Here is a 16,773-nt window from a genome sequence, read left to right as displayed (position 1 = left end):
CCAAATCTATTTCCAGTTCGATACGAGAAAAATGAAGGTAGAACCGGCAGCAGCTGCTCGTCGGAAAGCAGCGCTATCAAAACCGGGGCGTCATCAGAGGTGGACGTTCGATGATCGAACAAAAGGCTGAACACACAGGGGATGCGATGCCCGCCGAAGGTGTAGGACACGCCCTCGAGGGCTCGCCAAAAATCACTGCTGTGGCTGAGAATCTTCCTCTTCGTCGGGCATGGTGACGTCCACGTCCGGCACGGTAACCGTCTTTTCTCGCGTTCCGACATCAACATCGGCTGCATCAACGTCGTACTCTGGCATATTCCCGCCCTCTGCCTCGACGTCTACATCCGGAAGACTACCTTCCTCAGTCTGTTCCACGTCACATGCCGAAAGGCTCAATGCGGCAAATAGCAGAGCGACTGGCGCCATCCCGATTCGTTTGATAATCATACTGTTCCCCTTATCAGATTTCATCGTTCTGGCTATCCAGAACGCACTCTAGTACCGCCAACGGACCGCCGGCGGTGTACTTCCCGGGCACGCGCAAAACGCCGGTATCGTTAGGCTCCAATACCGCCGTGTCAGTTGTTCTGCGCTGTTCGGGAATAGCCGTGAACTCACATAAGACCCATTCGTTGGTGCGATTAGTAACCTTCACCGCCCGAACGCCTCTGAGATCCACCTCTTCGGAGGACGTACCTTCAACTCCCAGCGGTTCGACCAGAACATCCAGCCCATTCAATCGAGTTTCGATCTCCAGCGCATGAACCGAACCAGCAGCGGCAGCAAACAGTCCAGCCACACACGCGAGATATGTTTGTCGGACATTCATCGGACTTCTCCGTAACGATAGCATTCCTTACTTTCGATGAAGTCTGGCGTGTTAAGTTCGGAGCTTGGTCAGAAGCGATTGAAAGGACGCTGAGCTAGAGGAAGCCAGTCAACGCTGTTCAAAGACGGTTTGCCTTGTTCAGACCGGACAACCTCTATTCAGGACGGGGCAGGCAAACAAAAAAGGCCGATCATTTCTGATCGGCCTTTCTGTTGAATATTGGTCGGGACGGAGTGATTCGAACACTCGACCCCTTGCACCCCATGCAAGTGCGCTACCAGGCTGCGCTACGCCCCGACGATGCTTCGACGTTGTCTGTTGAAGCGGGTCGAATCATACAATAACTACCTGAAATGAGAAAGGATTTTTTCTCATCAAGCAGTTATTTGGGTCATGAGGTCTTGAGCACCTGCAGCACTTCTTCAAGCTCTGAAATCGTCTGGCGGATCAGTTGCTTGTAGTGGGTGACATCTTCCTTGGCTTCATCGCCGGAAAGGCGCTGGCGAGCGCCACCGATGGTAAACCCCTGGTCGTACAGCAAAGCGCGGATCTGTCGAATCATCAGAACGTCCTGCCGCTGGTAATAGCGTCGGTTACCCCGGCGCTTGACCGGGGATAGCTGCGGAAATTCCTGCTCCCAATACCGCAATACGTGCGGCTTGACTTCGCAAAGCTCGCTCACTTCACCAATGGTGAAGTAGCGTTTACCAGGTATGGCTGGCAGTTCCTGGTTATGGCTGGGTTCCAGCATAAGCTTCTACTCGGGCCTTGAGTTTTTGCCCCGGGCGAAAAGTCACCACGCGACGGGCAGTTATAGGAATCTCTTCACCTGTTTTCGGATTTCGGCCTGGCCTCTGACGCTTGTCGCGCAGGTCGAAATTGCCGAACCCGGACAACTTGACCTGCTCGTTGCTTTCCAAAGCGTTGCGAATCTCTTCGAAAAACAACTCCACGAGCTCCTTGGCTTCACGCTTGTTGAAGCCAAGTTCATCATGGAGACGTTCTGCCATCTCTGCTTTTGTCAGAGCCGTCATAGGCTATTTCCTTAGTGTGGCATTGAATCCTTGCTCCAGGGACTCGAGCACTTCGTCCATGACAGCGTTCACCTCATCATCAGTAAGAGTGCGCGATGAATGCTGTAACGTCAAGCCAATGGCCAGGCTTTTGCTATGAGGATCAATGCCCTTACCTTCGTAAACGTCAAACAGCCTGAGGTTGGTAAGGTGCTCGCCAGCAACCGCGCGGATTTTGTTGAGCAAATCATCCGCCGCGACAGCCTTGTCGACCAGCAGTGCGATGTCCCGGCGAACCTCCGGGAAGCGCGACAGCTCGGCAAATTTTGGCAGACGGCCTTCGCTGATACCCGCGAGCACCAGTTCAAATACGAACACCGGCGCGTGCAGATCCAGCTTGTCGACCAGCAGCGGATGCAAGGCGCCAAGCCAACCGACGGTTTGACCATCACGGGTAATTTTTGCCGTCTGGCCGGGGTGCAGTGCGGGATGCTCCGCCGGCTCGAAACGATACGCCGAGCCGCAGCCGCCCTGCCCCAGCGCCGCCTCCACGTCCCCTTTTACGTCGTGAAAATCGAGTTTGTCGTTACCGTTAGCCCAGCCTTCAGGTTGACGAGCGCCGCAGGCAATCCCGGCCAGCACCGGCTGCTGCAACAGCGAACCATCGGTCTGGGGCAGGAAACGCTGGCCGCTTTCAAACAGACGCACCCGCGATTGCTGACGGTTGAGGTTGTATTCGACTGCTTTGCACAAACCCGGCCATAGCGATGTACGCATGACCGCCATGTCAGCGGAAATGGGATTGGCCAGGGCAAGAGGCTCAATCTCGGGGTCGAACAGCTTGTTCAAACCCGGCTCGATGAAGCTGTAAGTGATAGCCTCATGATAGCCACGTGCAACCAGAAGGCGACGCAACGCTGGCAGCTCGCCCTTGGATTCCGACTTGGCAGCCAGATTCAATGAGGCGGTCGGAGCGGTGGCCGGCAGCCGGTTATAGCCGTACAGACGGGCCAGCTCTTCGATCAGATCCACCTCGATGGAAATATCGAAGCGATAGCTGGGCACGTCAACCTGCCACTCACCGTTTCCACTGGGTTTGACGTACAGACCCAGACCGCCGAGGTAGGATTCGACATCCCCGGCGGGCAATTCCATACCCAGCATCTGGGTGATGCGGTCATTGCGCAGCGTGACCTGGCTTAACCTGGGCAAGGTATTTTCATCTACGGCTTCAACAATCGGGCCCGGCTCACCGCCGACGATCTCGAGGATCAGCGCAGTGGCGCGCTCGATGGCTTCGCGCTGCAAACGCCAGTCGACACCGCGCTCGAAGCGGTGCGATGAATCGGTATGCAGACCATAGCCACGTGCCTTGCCGGCAATAGCGATGGTGTCGAAGAAGGCGCTTTCGAGGAACAGATCAGTGGTTTTCTCACTAACACCGCTGTGCTCGCCGCCCATGATACCGGCCATAGCCAGCGGCCGTTCGTGGTCAGCGATGACCAGCGTATCAGCCCGCAACGCAATCTCCTGGCCGTCGAGCAATACCAGTTTCTCGCCCTCTTCGGCCATGCGAACCCGTATACCGCCGTGAATTTCAGCCAGGTCGAAAGCATGCAGGGGCTGGCCCAGTTCCAGCATGACGTAGTTGGTGATGTCGACGACTGCATCGATGCTGCGAATGTCGCTGCGGCGCAGGCGCTCAACCATCCAAAGCGGAGTTGCGCGCGACAAGTCGACGTTACGGATGACGCGACCGACATAACGTGGGCACGCCTGGCTCGCGAGCAGCTCTACCGGGCGGGTGTCGTCATTTACTGGCGCGATTGGTTCGATCTGCGGGCGGGTTACCTGCTCGCCATAGTTGGCCGCGACTTCACGGGCCAGGCCTGCGATAGATAGGCAATCACCGCGGTTGGGTGTCAGGTCGACTTCGATAATCGCGTCGTCCAGCCCCAGATACTCGCGCACGTCCTGGCCCACAGTTGCGTCAGCCGGGAGTTCGTACAAACCATCGTGATCATCAGACAGCTTCAGTTCAGCGGCTGAACAGAGCATGCCGTGTGACTCGACGCCACGCAGCTTGGCTTTCTTGATCTTGAAGTCAGCACCGAGCTGGGCGCCGACCATGGCGAACGGAATCTTGATGCCGGGGCGCGCGTTGGGCGCTCCGCACACCACCTGGAACTGCTCGCTACCGCTGCTGACGCTGCATACGCGCAGCTTATCGGCATCCGGATGCTGCTCGGTGCTGATAATCTCGCCCACCACCACGCCACTGAACTCACCGGCGGCCGGGGTAACGCTGTCGACTTCAAGCCCGGTCATGGACAGACGGGCAACCAGTTCGTCGCGGGTTACCTGTGGATTAACCCAGGTGCGCAACCACTGTTCACTGAATTTCATTATCTATTCCTGCTGTCAAAGAGTTTGGGTGGCGGCGATTAACGAAACTGCTCGAGGAAACGCAGATCGTTGTCAAAGAAGATCCGCAGATCACCCACCCCGTAGCGCAGCATTGCCAGACGCTCCACGCCCATACCAAAGGCAAAACCCTGATATTTCTCGGGATCAATGCCGGACATCCGCAAAACGTTGGGATGCACCATCCCGCAGCCAAGCACTTCCAGCCAGTCGGCTTTCTCTTCACCGTTCTTCATCACCACGCGGCGAATATCCACCTCGGCGGAGGGTTCAGTAAACGGGAAGAATGACGGGCGGAAGCGAACCTCGAGATCAGTTTCAAAAAATTCGCGCAGGAACTGCACGATAGTACCTTTCAGGTCAGCAAAACTGACGCCCTCATCAATCAGCAGCCCTTCTACCTGATGGAACATTGGCGAATGCGTCTGATCTGAATCGCAGCGATACACGCGGCCCGGGCAAACGATCCGGATCGGCGGCTGGCGAGTTTCCATAGTGCGTATCTGTACCGGCGAGGTATGTGTACGCAACAGGGTATTGGCGTTGAAATAGAAGGTATCGTGCATCGCCCGGGCCGGATGGTGGCCGGGGATGTTGAGCGCCTCGAAGTTGTGATAATCATCTTCGACTTCGGGGCCTTCCTCGACGGTATAACCGACGTGGGCAAAAATCTCTTCGATGCGTTCCATGGTGCGGGTGACCGGATGCAGGCCTCCGCTGAGCTGGCCTCGGCCCGGCAAGGTGACATCAACCCGCTCGGCGGCCAGACGGGCATTCAACGCCGCAGCTTCCATATCGGTCTTGCGTGCATTGAGAACGCTTTGCACTCGCTCTTTGGCTTCATTCACCATGGCGCCAACCTTCGGGCGCTCTTCTGCGGGGATATTGCCCAGCGTCTTCATGACCTGAGTGAGCTCGCCCTTCTTGCCAAGATACTGCACGCGGATCTGTTCCAGCGTGTTGACGTCAGCGGCTTGCTGAACAGCCTCCAAAGCTTGAGAGACCAGGGCGTCTAGGTTTTCCATTAACACACTCCAGAAACAAAAATAGGGGAAGAGCGATGAGGCTCTTCCCCTATTAATGACGTTGCCAACCGGAGCCAGGCTCCGGTGATTGTCGTAACGAGGGCTTAAGCCAGGCTAGCCTTTGCTTTTTCGACAATCGCGGTAAACGCCGCTTTTTCGTTCACAGCCAGATCGGCCAGAACCTTGCGGTCGATTTCTACGGAAGCTTTCTTCAGGCCAGCGATCAGACGGCTATAGGACATACCATTCTGACGGGCGCCGGCGTTGATACGGGCAATCCACAGAGCACGAAACTGACGCTTGCGCTGCTTGCGGTCACGGTAGGCATACTGACCAGCCTTGATGACCGCCTGCTTGGCAACACGGAATACGCGTGAACGCGCACCGTAGTAGCCTTTGGCGAGTTTCAGAATTTTCTTGTGACGCTTACGCGCCATTACACCACGCTTAACACGAGCCATTCTTTATTTCCTCAACCTAGACTTAACGGAGGCGCAACATGCGCTCTACTTTTTGCACATCAGCAGGGTGCAACTCGGAAGTACCCCGAAGTTGACGCTTACGCTTAGTGCTCATCTTGGTCAGGATGTGGCTCTTGAAAGCATGCTTGTGCTTAAGACCGTTACCGGTCGCCTTGAAGCGCTTCGCAGCGCCACTTTTGGTCTTCATCTTTACTTTTGCCATGTTCAGATACTCCGCGTTATAGCGTTAATAAGATAATCGCAAGGCCTGGCGTTGCCCTGGAGATTACTTTTTCTTCTTGGGAGCGATGACCATCATCAGCTGACGACCTTCCATTTTCGGATACTGTTCGACGGTACCGTATTCAAGCAGGTCTTGTTCAACCCGCTTCAACAGGTCCATCCCCAGCTCCTGATGGGCCATTTCGCGGCCGCGGAATCGCAATGAAACCTTGGCTTTATCCCCTTCACTAAGGAAACGTATCAAGTTTTTCAGCTTGACCTTGTAGTCTCCCTCTTCCGTCCCTGGACGAAATTTGATTTCCTTGATCTGGATCTGCTTCTGATTCTTCCGTGCGACAGCCTGCTGCTTCTTCTTTTCGAAGACGTGCTTGCCATAATCCATGAGTCGGCAAACTGGCGGCTCTGCATCGGGGGAGATTTCAACCAGGTCGAGCTTGACCTCCTCTGCGGCGGCCATGGCTTCCTGAATGGACACGATACCGATTTGTTCACCTTCGGCGCCGATCAGGCGCACTTCACGCGCCGTAATGTTCTCGTTGATCGGCGGGCGTTGTGCGGCTCTTTTGTCTTGTCTCATCTCGCGTTTAATCTTTATAGCTCCGAATTCGGGCGGCCTCGCTGTGCAACGGCACGGGACAGGAACTCGGAGAACTCGGCAACAGTCATGGAACCCAGATCTTTACCCTCCCGCGTGCGCACGGCCACAGTGTGCGATTCGACTTCCCTATCCCCTACAACCAGGAGGTAAGGAGTCTTGTGCAAAGTATGCTCCCGGATTTTAAAGCCGATCTTCTCGTTTCTCAAGTCCGCGACTGCTCGATATCCCATTTCATTGAGGTTTTTCTCCACTTCGGAGCAGAATCCGGCCTGATTATCGGTAATATTCAATATTGCAGCCTGAGTCGGAGCCAGCCAGGCCGGGAAATCACCTGCGTAGTGTTCGATGAGAATACCGATGAAGCGCTCGAAGGAACCGAGAATTGCCCGGTGCAACATGACCGGCGTCTTGCGCGAGCCATCTTCCGCCACATACTGCGCGCCAAGTCGACCCGGCAGCATGAAGTCCAGTTGCAAGGTCCCGCACTGCCAGACACGGCCGATGCAATCGCGTAAAGAGAACTCGATCTTCGGACCGTAGAAAGCACCTTCGCCCGGTTGCAGCTCCCAATCCAGGCCAGCCTCGTTGAGCGCGTCTTCCAGGCCTTTCTCAGCCTGATCCCACAACGCATCGTCACCAACGCGACTTTCCGGACGGGTGGAGAGCTTCAGCTCAACGTCATCAAAGCCGAAATCGCGATATACCTGAAGCGTCAACTCGATGAAATCAGCCGCCTCGGATTTAACCTGCTCATCCGTACAGAAAATATGAGCATCGTCCTGGGTGAAGCCACGCACGCGCATCAGGCCATGCAGCGAACCCGATGGCTCATTACGGTGGCATGATCCGAACTCGGCCAGACGCAACGGCAGCTCTCGATAGCTCTTCAAACCCTGATTGAATACCTGGATGTGGCCTGGGCAGTTCATCGGTTTGATCGCGTAGTCACGGCTCTCGGATTCGGTGGTAAACATTGCCGCCGAGTAATGCTCCCAGTGCCCGGATCGTTCCCACAAAACCCGGTCCACCACCTGCGGCGTCTTGATCTCCTTATAGGAGGCACCGCGCTGGATTTGCCGCATGTACTGCTCAAGCACTTGATATACGGTCCAGCCATTCGGGTGCCAGAACACCATCCCGGGCGCTTCTTCCTGGGTATGGAACAGGCCCAGACGTTTACCAATCTTGCGGTGGTCGCGTTTTTCAGCCTCTTCCATGCGCTGGATATACGCAGCGAGTTGCTTTTTATCTGCCCAGGCGGTGCCGTAGATACGCTGCAGCTGCTCATTCTTCGCATCGCCGCGCCAATAGGCGCCGGAAATCCGCGTCAGCTTGAACGCTTTCAGGAAGCGCGTGTTCGGCACGTGCGGACCGCGGCACATGTCGACGTATTCTTCGTGGTAGTACAAACCCATTGCCTGCTCTTCCGGCATATCTTCAACCAGACGCAGCTTGTATTCCTCGCCGCGGGTTTCGAACACCTCTATAACCTGATCACGCGGCGTGACCTTCTTGATCACGTCATATTCGGTATTAATCAACTCGCGCATGCGCGCTTCGATGGCCGCCATATCTTCAGGCGTAAACGGTCTCTCGTAGGCGATATCGTAATAGAAGCCTTCCTCAATCACTGGACCAATCACCATCTTCGCGGTCGGATAGAGCTGCTTGACCGCATGACCGACCAGGTGCGCACAGGAGTGGCGAATAATCTCCAGCCCCTCTTCGTTCTTCGGCGTGATAATTTCCAGCGAAGCGTCACGATCAATCACATCAGAGGCATCTACCAGGCGCCCATCGACCTTTCCGGCCAGAGTGGCTTTGGCGAGACCTGAACCAATGGATTGCGCGACTTCAGCGACCGAAACCGGATGATCAAAACTGCGCTGACTGCCGTCGGGAAGAGTAATTACAGGCATGTGCATTCCTTCTCAGTGGTGGCCCCTACGCAAGGCCACATGATGATAATTGCCATCCAGCTTCGCCTGATACGGGTCCTTCGAACAATGATCGCCGGAGCCTATGGGGTCGCTACATGGGCGCGCCAAATGACGCAACAGGGATTTCACCAATACCTCAAAGTTGCAACCCTTTGATTCAAAAGGGAATCAACAGCGTGCGAAGCACCGGAAAGGCGGTACTCTATCACAATAGAATCAATAACTTAATCACTGCGTTGGGGGCTCGCGGGCTGTCTGGACTCGGGTTGTTTACGTGGCGTTTTCAGCTGCAGCGTTGAGCAGCTGATCCCGGAATCTCTCCTAACCCCTCTTTGCCAAAGAGGGGTACGGTTTGTGCGGGCTGCTAGCTCGGATACTGGCCGTCACCAGAGTACTGCTGGCAGCCGCCATGTTGATCTGAGCTTGTTGTGGCCGGTTTCGAGACACGGCGTTGCCCGAACGAGCCGCGGGCTGGCAGGAATGGAGCAAGTGTTGAAAACAGGGATATTTTCGCCAAGCCCCCATGGACGGGTTCACGGCGTCTTGCGCAATCCTGCCAGAGCGCGGGCGGCCGTTCTGAAGCCTGCCCGCAATCACACCAAGGCCACGAAGGAGGAACTCACAAATTCACAAGCGGCCAGGCATCATGCTCCTGCATTGCTCTCCACACACTTGTCATGCTGGCCCTGGGCGAAGTCCGCAATGGCCTGCTGGGGATCGTCCGTATTGATGGGCTTTTCATAGGCGCTGCTGATGATATCGCGAGAATCAGGGTCAATTTCGCCGCCCAATTGCTCTTCCATATTTGAAATCAGCGTTTCTTTCTCTACGCCCTGCTGCCGCATGCGCATGTAATTTTCTGAAACGCTCCGTGACAGCTCGCATGTGGTAGCGGCATCTCCGGGAGGCGGTGCTGCGATAGCTGCAGTCTGAAGTGCGGATATACCTACTGATGCGAAAGCGCAGGTAGTGGCAAGCAGGGTTGGGAGTTTCATAACGTGCTTCCTTCTCTGTCTGACTCAGGGAAACGCATAAGCGTTTATCTGGAGATCGGGAGCGCACACCTCGGAAGGCTTGCGCGTCTCGATAACAGCAGACTGCCATACGGGGCAAGGATTCCACAACTGCACAAAAAGCAGACAAAAAAAGGGCGACCCTTGTGGATCGCCCTTTTCTACCCGTGCAGTCCGGGATTGTTTGGTAGGCACGATTGGATTCGAACCAACGACCCCCACCATGTCAAGGTGGTGCTCTAACCAACTGAGCTACGTGCCTGCAATGGCCGCAAATTCTACGCAGCACCCAAAAACCTGTCAAGCATAAGTCGCTGAAAAAACTGAAATTAAACGGGAGCGCAAAATGACCGCTGTCAGGCAGCTGACACAAGCACCCTGGCGGCAAGGTCAGACTGCAAGACGGCACTCAATGGCCCGGCCACCGAACAATCCTCCGCGCCCCTAGACCTTCATCAACTGCGCGCGCAGCTTCTGGATCTCATCCCGCATTGAAGCGGCCTCTTCAAACTCGAGGTTGCGCGCGTGCTGATACATCTTTTCCTCGGCCTGCTTGATGCGCTTGGTAATCTCGGAAGGCGAGCGCAGTTGTGCGGCGTCGTACTCCGCTGCGTCCTCGGCGGCCTTGAGCTGCTTGCGCTTGTTCGAGCGGCTATTGCTACCCGGTACCACAGCGCCTTCCAGAATATCCTTGACGCTCTTGGTGACCCCTACCGGCGTGATGTTGTGCTCGAGGTTGAAGCTTATCTGCTTCTCGCGGCGCCGCTCTGTTTCACCAATCGCCCGCTCCATGGAACCGGTCATCCGGTCTGCATAGAGAATCGCCTTGCCGTTGAGGTTACGTGCCGCACGGCCGATCGTCTGAATCAGCGAACGCTCGGAGCGAAGGAAACCTTCTTTATCTGCATCGAGTATCGCGACAAGTGAAACTTCAGGCATATCAAGGCCTTCTCGAAGCAAGTTAATCCCAACTAGCACATCGAAACCGCCGATCCGTAAGTCGCGGATAATCTCGACACGCTCCACGGTATCGATGTCCGAGTGCAGATAGCGCACTCTCACGCCATGATCCGCCAGATAATCAGTCAGATCTTCGGCCATGCGTTTGGTCAAGGTAGTGACCAGCACCCGTTCACCCTGGGCTACGCGCAGGCCGATCTCGGACAGCAGGTCGTCGACCTGGCTGGTAGCCGGACGCACCTCGATCTTCGGATCGACCAGACCGGTAGGCCGGACCACCTGCTCCACCGTACGTCCCGCATGTTCCTGCTCATAGGGGCCAGGGGTTGCAGAAACGAAGATAGTCTGCGGCGAAATAGCCTCCCATTCATCAAAACGCATCGGCCGGTTATCCAGCGCCGAAGGCAAGCGAAAACCGTACTCGACCAGCGTCTCCTTGCGCGAACGGTCGCCTTTGTACATGGCCCCGACCTGGGGAACCGATACGTGGGACTCATCGATAATCAGCAAGGCGTTCTGCGGGAGGTAATCGAACAGTGTTGGCGGCGCTTCGCCATGTGGTCGGCCAGACAGGTAGCGGGAGTAGTTCTCGATGCCATTGCAATATCCGAGCTCCAGAATCATCTCCATATCGAAGCGCGTACGCTGCTCCAGACGCTGCGCCTCGACCAGCTTGTTCTGGCTGGTGAGCGTTTCAAGTCGCTCCTTGAGCTCGACCTTTATATGCTCTACCGCGTCGACGAGCTTCTCGCGAGGCGTAACATAATGTGATTTAGGATAGATAGTTACGCGTGGAACCTTACGTAGAACCTCACCGGTCAGCGGGTCAAAAAAGCTGATGGTTTCCACCGTTTCGTCAAACAGCTCGATGCGCACTGCTTCAAGATCCGATTCCGCAGGAAAGATATCAATCACATCGCCGCGCACCCGGTAGTTGGCGCGCGAGAGCTCCATGTCGTTACGCGTGTACTGCAGCTCGGCCAGCCGGCGCAACAGCGTGCGCTGATCCAGAATATCGCCGCGGTCCACGTGCAGAACCATGCGCAGATACGACTGTGGATCGCCGAGACCATAAATAGCCGACACCGTAGCAACGATAATGGCATCCGGTCGCTCGAGCAGCGCTTTGGTCGCAGACAGGCGCATCTGCTCGATGTGGTCATTGATGGACGCGTCTTTCTCGATAAAGGTATCTGAAGACGGGACATAAGCTTCAGGCTGGTAATAGTCGTAGTAAGACACGAAGTATTCGACGGCGTTGTTCGGAAAGAACTCCCGGAACTCCCCGTACAGCTGTGCAGCCAGGGTCTTGTTTGGCGCCATGATGATCGCAGGACGCTGCACCTGCTGGATCACATTCGCCACGGTAAACGTCTTGCCTGAGCCCGTCACCCCTAGCAATGTCTGGTGCGAAAGCCCTGCCTCGATACCTTCAACCAGCTGGACGATCGCCGTGGGTTGGTCGCCTGCTGGCTCGAAACGGGTTTGCAGGTTGAATTGGCTCATATTCTCGGGTCCACCGGGTAACGGATACCCCAACATCATAGCATCGAGGTCAACCGGTTCCGGGTGACGATACAGCCGAAAAAGGCGTCGAATGATTTCAGGATACTGCGCCACTCGCAGATGAATGCCGGTCTGTTTATAATGTGCAACCCTGAATGCCACATCCATTCACCTGCCCGAGTCCCCTATACCATGAGTCTGTTCTTCCCCGTCGAAATGGCCCCGCATGACCCCATCCTGGGCCTGAACGAAACGTTCAATGCTGATACCCGCGCGGAAAAGGTCAATCTTGGCGTCGGCGTATATTATGACGAGGCAGGCAAACTGCCGTTACTGAGGGCGGTACAGGCCGCCGAAGAGGCCAGGGTTGCCGAGCACGCGCCCCGCGGTTACCTGCCAATTGATGGTCTCGCCGCCTATGACAAGGCTGTTCAGGAATTGCTGTTCGGTGCCGAATCCTCGGTTATGCAATCCGGTCGACTGATCACAGCCCAATCCCTGGGCGGAACCGGCGCGCTCAAGCTGGGGGCTGATTTCCTCCACCGTCTGACCGACAAACGCCTGGTGGCGATCAGCGATCCGAGTTGGGAAAACCATCGTTCGCTGTTCGAAGCAGCGGGCTATGAGGTCGTGACCTACCCCTATTACAATCCCGAAACGCACGGGCTGAACCTGGCCGGCATGCTTGAAGGCATCGAAGCCCTGCCCGAGGGCAGCGTGGTATTGCTACACGCCTGTTGCCACAACCCCACCGGGGTGGATTTGGGCCTGGCTGACTGGGCTCGGGTGATTGATGTCATCCAGCGTTGCAATCACGTGCCCTTCCTGGATATTGCCTATCAGGGCTTCGGTGAGAATCTGCAGGACGACGCACTGGCTGTACGCCTGTTCGCCGAAAGCGGTCTACCCTTTCTGGTGGCCAGCTCGTTCTCCAAATCCTTCTCCCTGTACGGCGAGCGGGTGGGCGCATTGACCCTGGTTACCCGCGATGCAGACGAGAACGCGCGTGTTCTGTCCCAGCTCAAACGGGTCATTCGCACCAACTATTCCAACCCACCGACGCATGGCGCCAAGATCGTTTCGGCAGTCCTCAATAATGCTGAGCTGTATGCCCTCTGGGAAGATGAACTGGCTGAAATGCGCGAGCGTATCCGCGGGATGCGCCAGGCGCTGGCTGAGAAACTGAAAGCCGAAGGCGTCGATCAGGATGTCGATTTCATTCAGCGCCAGCGGGGCATGTTCTCCTATTCCGGGCTAAGCAAGGATCAGGTAAAGCGTCTGGCTGATGAGTTCGGTATTTATGCTGTAAGCAGTGGCCGGATATGCGTTGCCGCGCTGAACATGAACAACGTCGACTACGTTGCCAAAGCCATGGCTACGGTCATGCGAGAAGCCTGATCAACAGCTGCGCATTTACTCACAAAGCCATTTCAAGGCGTTGACTTTGATGGTTATTTTGGTAAAGTGCGCAGCGTTCATTCCGCGATAGCTCAGTTGGTAGAGCAAATGACTGTTAATCATTGGGTCCCAGGTTCGAGTCCTGGTCGCGGAGCCAACTATCGGAAAACCCGGCAACTGCCGGGTTTTTTATTGCCCGGATTTCATGCTCGCCGTGAGCGTCGCCAGCGTCGAAACCCACTCTGTCCTGAAGCTGAACCAGCCTGCAATTCACGTCTCAGCAGGCGCGTCTGGCTCACAGCTGATAGCCACTCGCACGCGATTGATATGCCGGCTGAAGGCTTGCGTAACCACGGTATGCTCCCCGGGATCGAGACGGATACGGCTTTCCGGCGGGCGCTCCGGACCGTTGACGAACGTGGCTCGGCACAACGCTCGTTCGATGCCCTCGTTTGCCAGCGTAACCGTCGCTATATTGCTCAGATAGGAACTGCTGGCAATGACCGATACACCCTTCGACTGGATTTCGACGTCCACCGGAAACGCCCAGGCGGTCAGTGGAAACAGCAAACCAATCAACAGACCTGCCAAAGATTTGCGCATAATGGTCGCTCCGTTCAATGTCTCGTTTGCAGCCTTGCCAAAGGAAGGACTGATGAAAGCACCCCGCGTCACGTTAGAGCAATGGAGAACCCTCCAGGCAGTGGTTGACCACGGCGGATACGCACAGGCTGCAGAGGCGCTTCATCGATCACAATCATCAGTCAGTTACACCGTATCCCGAATGCAGGAACAACTGGGAGTGCCTGTGCTTGCGATCGAAGGCCGAAAAGCCGTGCTCACGGAGGCGGGCACGGCATTGCTCCGGCGTTCGCGCAGCCTGATTGCACAGGCCAGCCAACTTGAGATGCTTGCCTGGAATATGGACCAGGGCTGGGAAGCCGAGGTTCAGTTGGTCGTAGACGCGGCCTACCCGACAGACCGGCTGGCCCGTGCATTACAGGCGTTCATGCCGCTTAGCCAGGGTTGTCGTGTGCAGGTCCGGGAGGAAGTACTCTCGGGTGTGGAGGAATATCTGGTCAGTGGAACGGCAGACCTTGCCATTTCCGGCCTGAGCATCCCGGGATATCTACCACAACAACTCAACGCAGCCGAGTTTGTCGCGGTGGCGCATCCACAACACCCACTGCATCAGCTGCAGCGCCAACTCAGTCATCAGGATCTGGAGCAGCACCTGCAGGTGGTCATCCGTGATTCCGGCAGGCGTCAGCCGCGTGACGCAGGCTGGCTCGGCGCTGAACAGCGCTGGACGGTTGCGAGCCTGAGTACCGCCGCCAAACTGGTCAGCAGCGGGTTGGGGTTTGCCTGGCTGCCACTGCATGAAATCACCATGCAGCTGGAAACAGAACTGTTAAAGCCATTGCCGCTGCAGCAGGGCGCGCACCGGTCCAGCTGGCTGTATCTGTACTCGAACAAGGATAAGCCCCTGGGCCCCGCTGCGAAGATACTTGCCGACCTGATTATCGAGCACTCGACAGCGCAGTAAGCGCTGGAGGCTGGACTTTTCAGCTGATTACAGGTTTGCTAACCGCCTCGTAACACCAACCTATGGAGTCAGACGAATGTTGAAACGCCTGTTCGGCGCGTGCGCCCTGATGTTGATTGCCGGCTCGGCCCTCGCCGAAAACCCTCGCGTGCTGGTTACCACCAGCCTGGGTGAAATCGAGCTGGAGCTGAATGCAGAAGAGGCGCCAATCAGCGTGGAGAATTTCCTGCGCTACGCGGATGCCGGTCATTATGACGGCACAATCTTTCACCGCGTCATTCCTGGATTTATGGTCCAGGGCGGCGGTTTCACACCTGATATGCGCCAGCGTCCCGTCGGCAAGCCGATCAAGAACGAAGCTGACAACGGTCTGCGCAATGATCGCTACACCGTGGCAATGGCACGGACCCAGGTCGTCGACAGCGCCACCAGCCAGTTCTTCATCAATCTGACCAGCAATGACTTCCTCAACCACGGTGGACGCGACTTCGGCTACGCAGTGTTCGGCAAGGTTGTCGATGGCGAGCACGTTGTGGAAACCATCGCCAAGGTCCCAACCGGCAATCAGGGCGGCCATCAGAATGTGCCAACCAACCCGGTGACCATCGTCAGCGTTGAACGCATCGATCAGCCCGCAGAGTAACGCTGGTAACTAAAGCAATTATTCCGCTTGCCGGAACGGCAGGTAGCTGCGGGCATCGCTTTGGTAATCGAGCATGCCCGCCCGCTCCCGGCGCAGGAAGTCTTCCACCGCCTCATGCAGTCCGGGCTGCAGTTTATGCCAGGACTGCGTCATAACCGGCTCAAAACCACGAATCAGTTTATGCTCGCCCTGCGCCCCGGCATCAAATCGAGCAAAGCCTTCGGCAATGCAACGATCCATGCCCTGGTAGAAACACGTCTCGAAGTGCAACCGGTCGAATTCGTCCAGGCAGCCCCAGTAGCGGCCATACAAGGTATCGTCGCCAGCCAGAAACAGCGCGCCCGCAACATCCCGGTCATCCAGTCGCGCGAAGACCAGTCGCACCGCATCCGCCATGCCCTCTGACAGCAGACTGAAGAAGTCCCGCTGCAGATAGGGATGCTGGCCGCGCTTCAGATAAGTGGCTGCGTAGAACGGATAGAAGCGATCCCAGTCCGCCTCGGTTATCTGTTTCGCTGCCAACCACACAAACTCGATACCCTGCGCTGCTACGGCCTGGCGCTCCTTGCGAAAGTTCTTGCGTTTGCGCGAACTGCAGGCTGCCAGAAAATCATCAAAGTCATCGTAGTCCCGATTAATCCAATGAAACTGACACCCTAGCCGCTGCACCCAACCGGCAGCTTCCAGTGCTGCGTTTTCCTCGCCCTGATTGAAAAGCAGATGCAGGCTGGATACTTCGTTTTGGTCCAGTACGGAATCGAGATAGTCGAGAATCATGGCGCGGCTCTGTTCGCACCGGCCCACCAGACGTGGTCCCTGGACCGGCGAAAAGGGGATCGCCGCCAGGCACTTCGGATAGTACCGCCGCCCTGCCCGCTCCCATGCATCTGCCCACTGGAAGTCGAAGACATATTCTCCATAGGAGTGCAGTTTTTGATACAGCGGCAAAAGCGCCTGCAGACTGCCGTCAGGATTTTCCACTACAAGATGGGACGCAATCCAGCCTTGTTCGGCTGTGACTGAGCCGCTGCTCTCCAATGCTGCGAGGAATGCGTGGCGCAGGAAGGGATAGCCCGAAGGAATAAGCGCATCCCATGACGCGGACGGGACTTCATTGATGTGGTTGAGTTGACGTATATGCATGGCGACAAGCATGCCATAGGGACCAGCGATT

The 16,773-nt window shown here is 56.4% G+C and carries 17 protein-coding genes and 3 tRNA genes; 4 read left to right on the top strand and 16 right to left on the bottom strand.

The window, feature by feature from the left end; all coding sequences use genetic code 11:
- Positions 1–192: 192 nt before the first annotated feature.
- The 14 genes from G3M63_RS14185 to uvrB all read right to left on the bottom strand — a co-directional run bounded on the left by G3M63_RS14185 (position 193) and on the right by uvrB (position 12,012).
- Positions 193–447, bottom strand: a complete 255-nt coding sequence (locus G3M63_RS14185) for a hypothetical protein (protein ID WP_150302256.1) — start codon at positions 445–447, stop codon at positions 193–195.
- A gap of 13 nt (positions 448–460) precedes the next feature.
- Positions 461–829 (bottom strand): hypothetical protein, encoded by a 369-nt coding sequence (locus G3M63_RS14180; protein WP_150302257.1) that lies wholly within the window; start codon positions 827–829, stop codon positions 461–463.
- Positions 830–1,049: 220 nt separating this feature from the next.
- Positions 1,050–1,126: transfer RNA gene (locus G3M63_RS14175), tRNA-Pro, on the bottom strand.
- Between the two features lie 94 nt (positions 1,127–1,220).
- Positions 1,221–1,580: a MerR family transcriptional regulator gene (locus tag G3M63_RS14170; RefSeq protein ID WP_150302258.1), complete on the bottom strand. Its 360-nt coding sequence runs from the start codon at positions 1,578–1,580 to the stop codon at positions 1,221–1,223.
- Positions 1,561–1,863, bottom strand: coding sequence for an integration host factor subunit alpha (gene ihfA, locus G3M63_RS14165; protein WP_150302259.1), 303 nt, complete (start codon positions 1,861–1,863; stop codon positions 1,561–1,563). Before ihfA ends, G3M63_RS14170 begins: the two co-directional genes overlap by 20 nt.
- Positions 1,864–1,866: 3 nt before the next feature.
- Positions 1,867–4,248, bottom strand: coding sequence for a phenylalanine--tRNA ligase subunit beta (gene pheT / locus G3M63_RS14160; RefSeq protein WP_163983551.1), 2,382 nt, complete (start codon positions 4,246–4,248; stop codon positions 1,867–1,869).
- 38 nt (positions 4,249–4,286) lie between these two features.
- A complete protein-coding gene (pheS, locus tag G3M63_RS14155) occupies positions 4,287–5,291 on the bottom strand; it encodes a phenylalanine--tRNA ligase subunit alpha (RefSeq protein ID WP_163983550.1) in 1,005 nt (334 codons plus the stop codon).
- Positions 5,292–5,395: 104 nt separating this feature from the next.
- Complete coding sequence (rplT, locus tag G3M63_RS14150; protein ID WP_036992253.1) at positions 5,396–5,752, bottom strand: 50S ribosomal protein L20; 357 nt, start codon at positions 5,750–5,752, stop codon at positions 5,396–5,398.
- Between the two features lie 22 nt (positions 5,753–5,774).
- Complete coding sequence (rpmI, locus tag G3M63_RS14145; RefSeq protein WP_178100983.1) at positions 5,775–5,975, bottom strand: 50S ribosomal protein L35; 201 nt, start codon at positions 5,973–5,975, stop codon at positions 5,775–5,777.
- Between the two features lie 63 nt (positions 5,976–6,038).
- Entirely contained in the window at positions 6,039–6,590 is a 552-nt protein-coding gene (gene infC / locus G3M63_RS14140) for a translation initiation factor IF-3 (RefSeq protein WP_178101052.1), read from the bottom strand.
- Positions 6,587–8,512, bottom strand: coding sequence for a threonine--tRNA ligase (thrS, locus tag G3M63_RS14135; RefSeq protein WP_150302263.1), 1,926 nt, complete (start codon positions 8,510–8,512; stop codon positions 6,587–6,589). Before thrS ends, infC begins: the two co-directional genes overlap by 4 nt.
- A gap of 665 nt (positions 8,513–9,177) precedes the next feature.
- The gene (locus G3M63_RS14130; RefSeq protein WP_163983549.1) at positions 9,178–9,528 is read right to left on the bottom strand and encodes a hypothetical protein; all 351 of its coding nucleotides are present in this window, start codon (positions 9,526–9,528) and stop codon (positions 9,178–9,180) included.
- A 203-nt stretch (positions 9,529–9,731) separates the two neighbouring features.
- Positions 9,732–9,808 (bottom strand) — tRNA-Val (locus G3M63_RS14125).
- Positions 9,809–9,990: 182 nt separating this feature from the next.
- The gene (gene uvrB, locus G3M63_RS14120; protein ID WP_150302265.1) at positions 9,991–12,012 is read right to left on the bottom strand and encodes an excinuclease ABC subunit UvrB; all 2,022 of its coding nucleotides are present in this window, start codon (positions 12,010–12,012) and stop codon (positions 9,991–9,993) included.
- A 192-nt stretch (positions 12,013–12,204) separates the two neighbouring features.
- On the opposite strand from uvrB, the gene G3M63_RS14115 reads away from it, so the two are divergent.
- Positions 12,205–13,410, top strand: a complete 1,206-nt coding sequence (locus G3M63_RS14115; protein WP_163983548.1) for an amino acid aminotransferase — start codon at positions 12,205–12,207, stop codon at positions 13,408–13,410.
- A gap of 81 nt (positions 13,411–13,491) precedes the next feature.
- A tRNA-Asn gene (locus tag G3M63_RS14110) sits at positions 13,492–13,567 on the top strand.
- Positions 13,568–13,680: 113 nt separating this feature from the next.
- Here the strand turns inward: G3M63_RS14110 and G3M63_RS14105 are convergent.
- Entirely contained in the window at positions 13,681–14,013 is a 333-nt protein-coding gene (locus G3M63_RS14105) for a 3-phosphoglycerate kinase (RefSeq protein WP_150302267.1), read from the bottom strand.
- Between the two features lie 52 nt (positions 14,014–14,065).
- Between G3M63_RS14105 and G3M63_RS14100 the strand changes: the two genes are divergently transcribed.
- Both G3M63_RS14100 and G3M63_RS14095 read left to right on the top strand, forming a co-directional pair.
- A complete protein-coding gene (locus G3M63_RS14100; RefSeq protein WP_163983547.1) occupies positions 14,066–14,956 on the top strand; it encodes a LysR family transcriptional regulator in 891 nt (296 codons plus the stop codon).
- 76 nt (positions 14,957–15,032) lie between these two features.
- Positions 15,033–15,599, top strand: coding sequence for a peptidylprolyl isomerase (locus G3M63_RS14095; protein ID WP_150302269.1), 567 nt, complete (start codon positions 15,033–15,035; stop codon positions 15,597–15,599).
- Positions 15,600–15,617: 18 nt separating this feature from the next.
- Here G3M63_RS14095 and G3M63_RS14090 read toward each other — a convergent pair whose 3' ends face one another.
- Positions 15,618–16,742 (bottom strand): GNAT family N-acetyltransferase, encoded by a 1,125-nt coding sequence (locus G3M63_RS14090; protein WP_163983546.1) that lies wholly within the window; start codon positions 16,740–16,742, stop codon positions 15,618–15,620.
- Positions 16,743–16,773 lie beyond the last annotated feature (31 nt).

Source organism: Pseudomonas sp. OIL-1, from assembly GCF_010669185.1.
GTDB classification, from domain to species: domain Bacteria; phylum Pseudomonadota; class Gammaproteobacteria; order Pseudomonadales; family Pseudomonadaceae; genus Halopseudomonas; species Halopseudomonas profundi.
Note: the sequence above shows the minus strand (reverse complement) of the source record. Positions and strands in the feature narration are given on the sequence as shown.

What these genes read in the sequence shown, in the direction of transcription:
- G3M63_RS14185 (WP_150302256.1), bottom strand. Translation starts at nt 447, where the DNA reads ATGATTATCAAACGAATCGGGATGGCGCCAGTCGCTCTGCTATTTGCC.
- G3M63_RS14180 (WP_150302257.1), bottom strand. Translation starts at nt 829, where the DNA reads ATGAATGTCCGACAAACATATCTCGCGTGTGTGGCTGGACTGTTTGCT.
- G3M63_RS14170 (WP_150302258.1), bottom strand. Translation starts at nt 1,580, where the DNA reads ATGCTGGAACCCAGCCATAACCAGGAACTGCCAGCCATACCTGGTAAA.
- ihfA (WP_150302259.1), bottom strand. Translation starts at nt 1,863, where the DNA reads ATGACGGCTCTGACAAAAGCAGAGATGGCAGAACGTCTCCATGATGAA.
- pheT (WP_163983551.1), bottom strand. Translation starts at nt 4,248, where the DNA reads ATGAAATTCAGTGAACAGTGGTTGCGCACCTGGGTTAATCCACAGGTA.
- pheS (WP_163983550.1), bottom strand. Translation starts at nt 5,291, where the DNA reads ATGGAAAACCTAGACGCCCTGGTCTCTCAAGCTTTGGAGGCTGTTCAG.
- rplT (WP_036992253.1), bottom strand. Translation starts at nt 5,752, where the DNA reads ATGGCTCGTGTTAAGCGTGGTGTAATGGCGCGTAAGCGTCACAAGAAA.
- rpmI (WP_178100983.1), bottom strand. Translation starts at nt 5,975, where the DNA reads ATGGCAAAAGTAAAGATGAAGACCAAAAGTGGCGCTGCGAAGCGCTTC.
- thrS (WP_150302263.1), bottom strand. Translation starts at nt 8,512, where the DNA reads ATGCCTGTAATTACTCTTCCCGACGGCAGTCAGCGCAGTTTTGATCAT.
- G3M63_RS14130 (WP_163983549.1), bottom strand. Translation starts at nt 9,528, where the DNA reads ATGAAACTCCCAACCCTGCTTGCCACTACCTGCGCTTTCGCATCAGTA.
- uvrB (WP_150302265.1), bottom strand. Translation starts at nt 12,012, where the DNA reads ATGAGCCAATTCAACCTGCAAACCCGTTTCGAGCCAGCAGGCGACCAA.
- G3M63_RS14115 (WP_163983548.1), top strand. Translation starts at nt 12,205, where the DNA reads ATGAGTCTGTTCTTCCCCGTCGAAATGGCCCCGCATGACCCCATCCTG.
- G3M63_RS14105 (WP_150302267.1), bottom strand. Translation starts at nt 14,013, where the DNA reads ATGCGCAAATCTTTGGCAGGTCTGTTGATTGGTTTGCTGTTTCCACTG.
- G3M63_RS14100 (WP_163983547.1), top strand. Translation starts at nt 14,066, where the DNA reads ATGAAAGCACCCCGCGTCACGTTAGAGCAATGGAGAACCCTCCAGGCA.
- G3M63_RS14095 (WP_150302269.1), top strand. Translation starts at nt 15,033, where the DNA reads ATGTTGAAACGCCTGTTCGGCGCGTGCGCCCTGATGTTGATTGCCGGC.
- G3M63_RS14090 (WP_163983546.1), bottom strand. Translation starts at nt 16,742, where the DNA reads ATGCATATACGTCAACTCAACCACATCAATGAAGTCCCGTCCGCGTCA.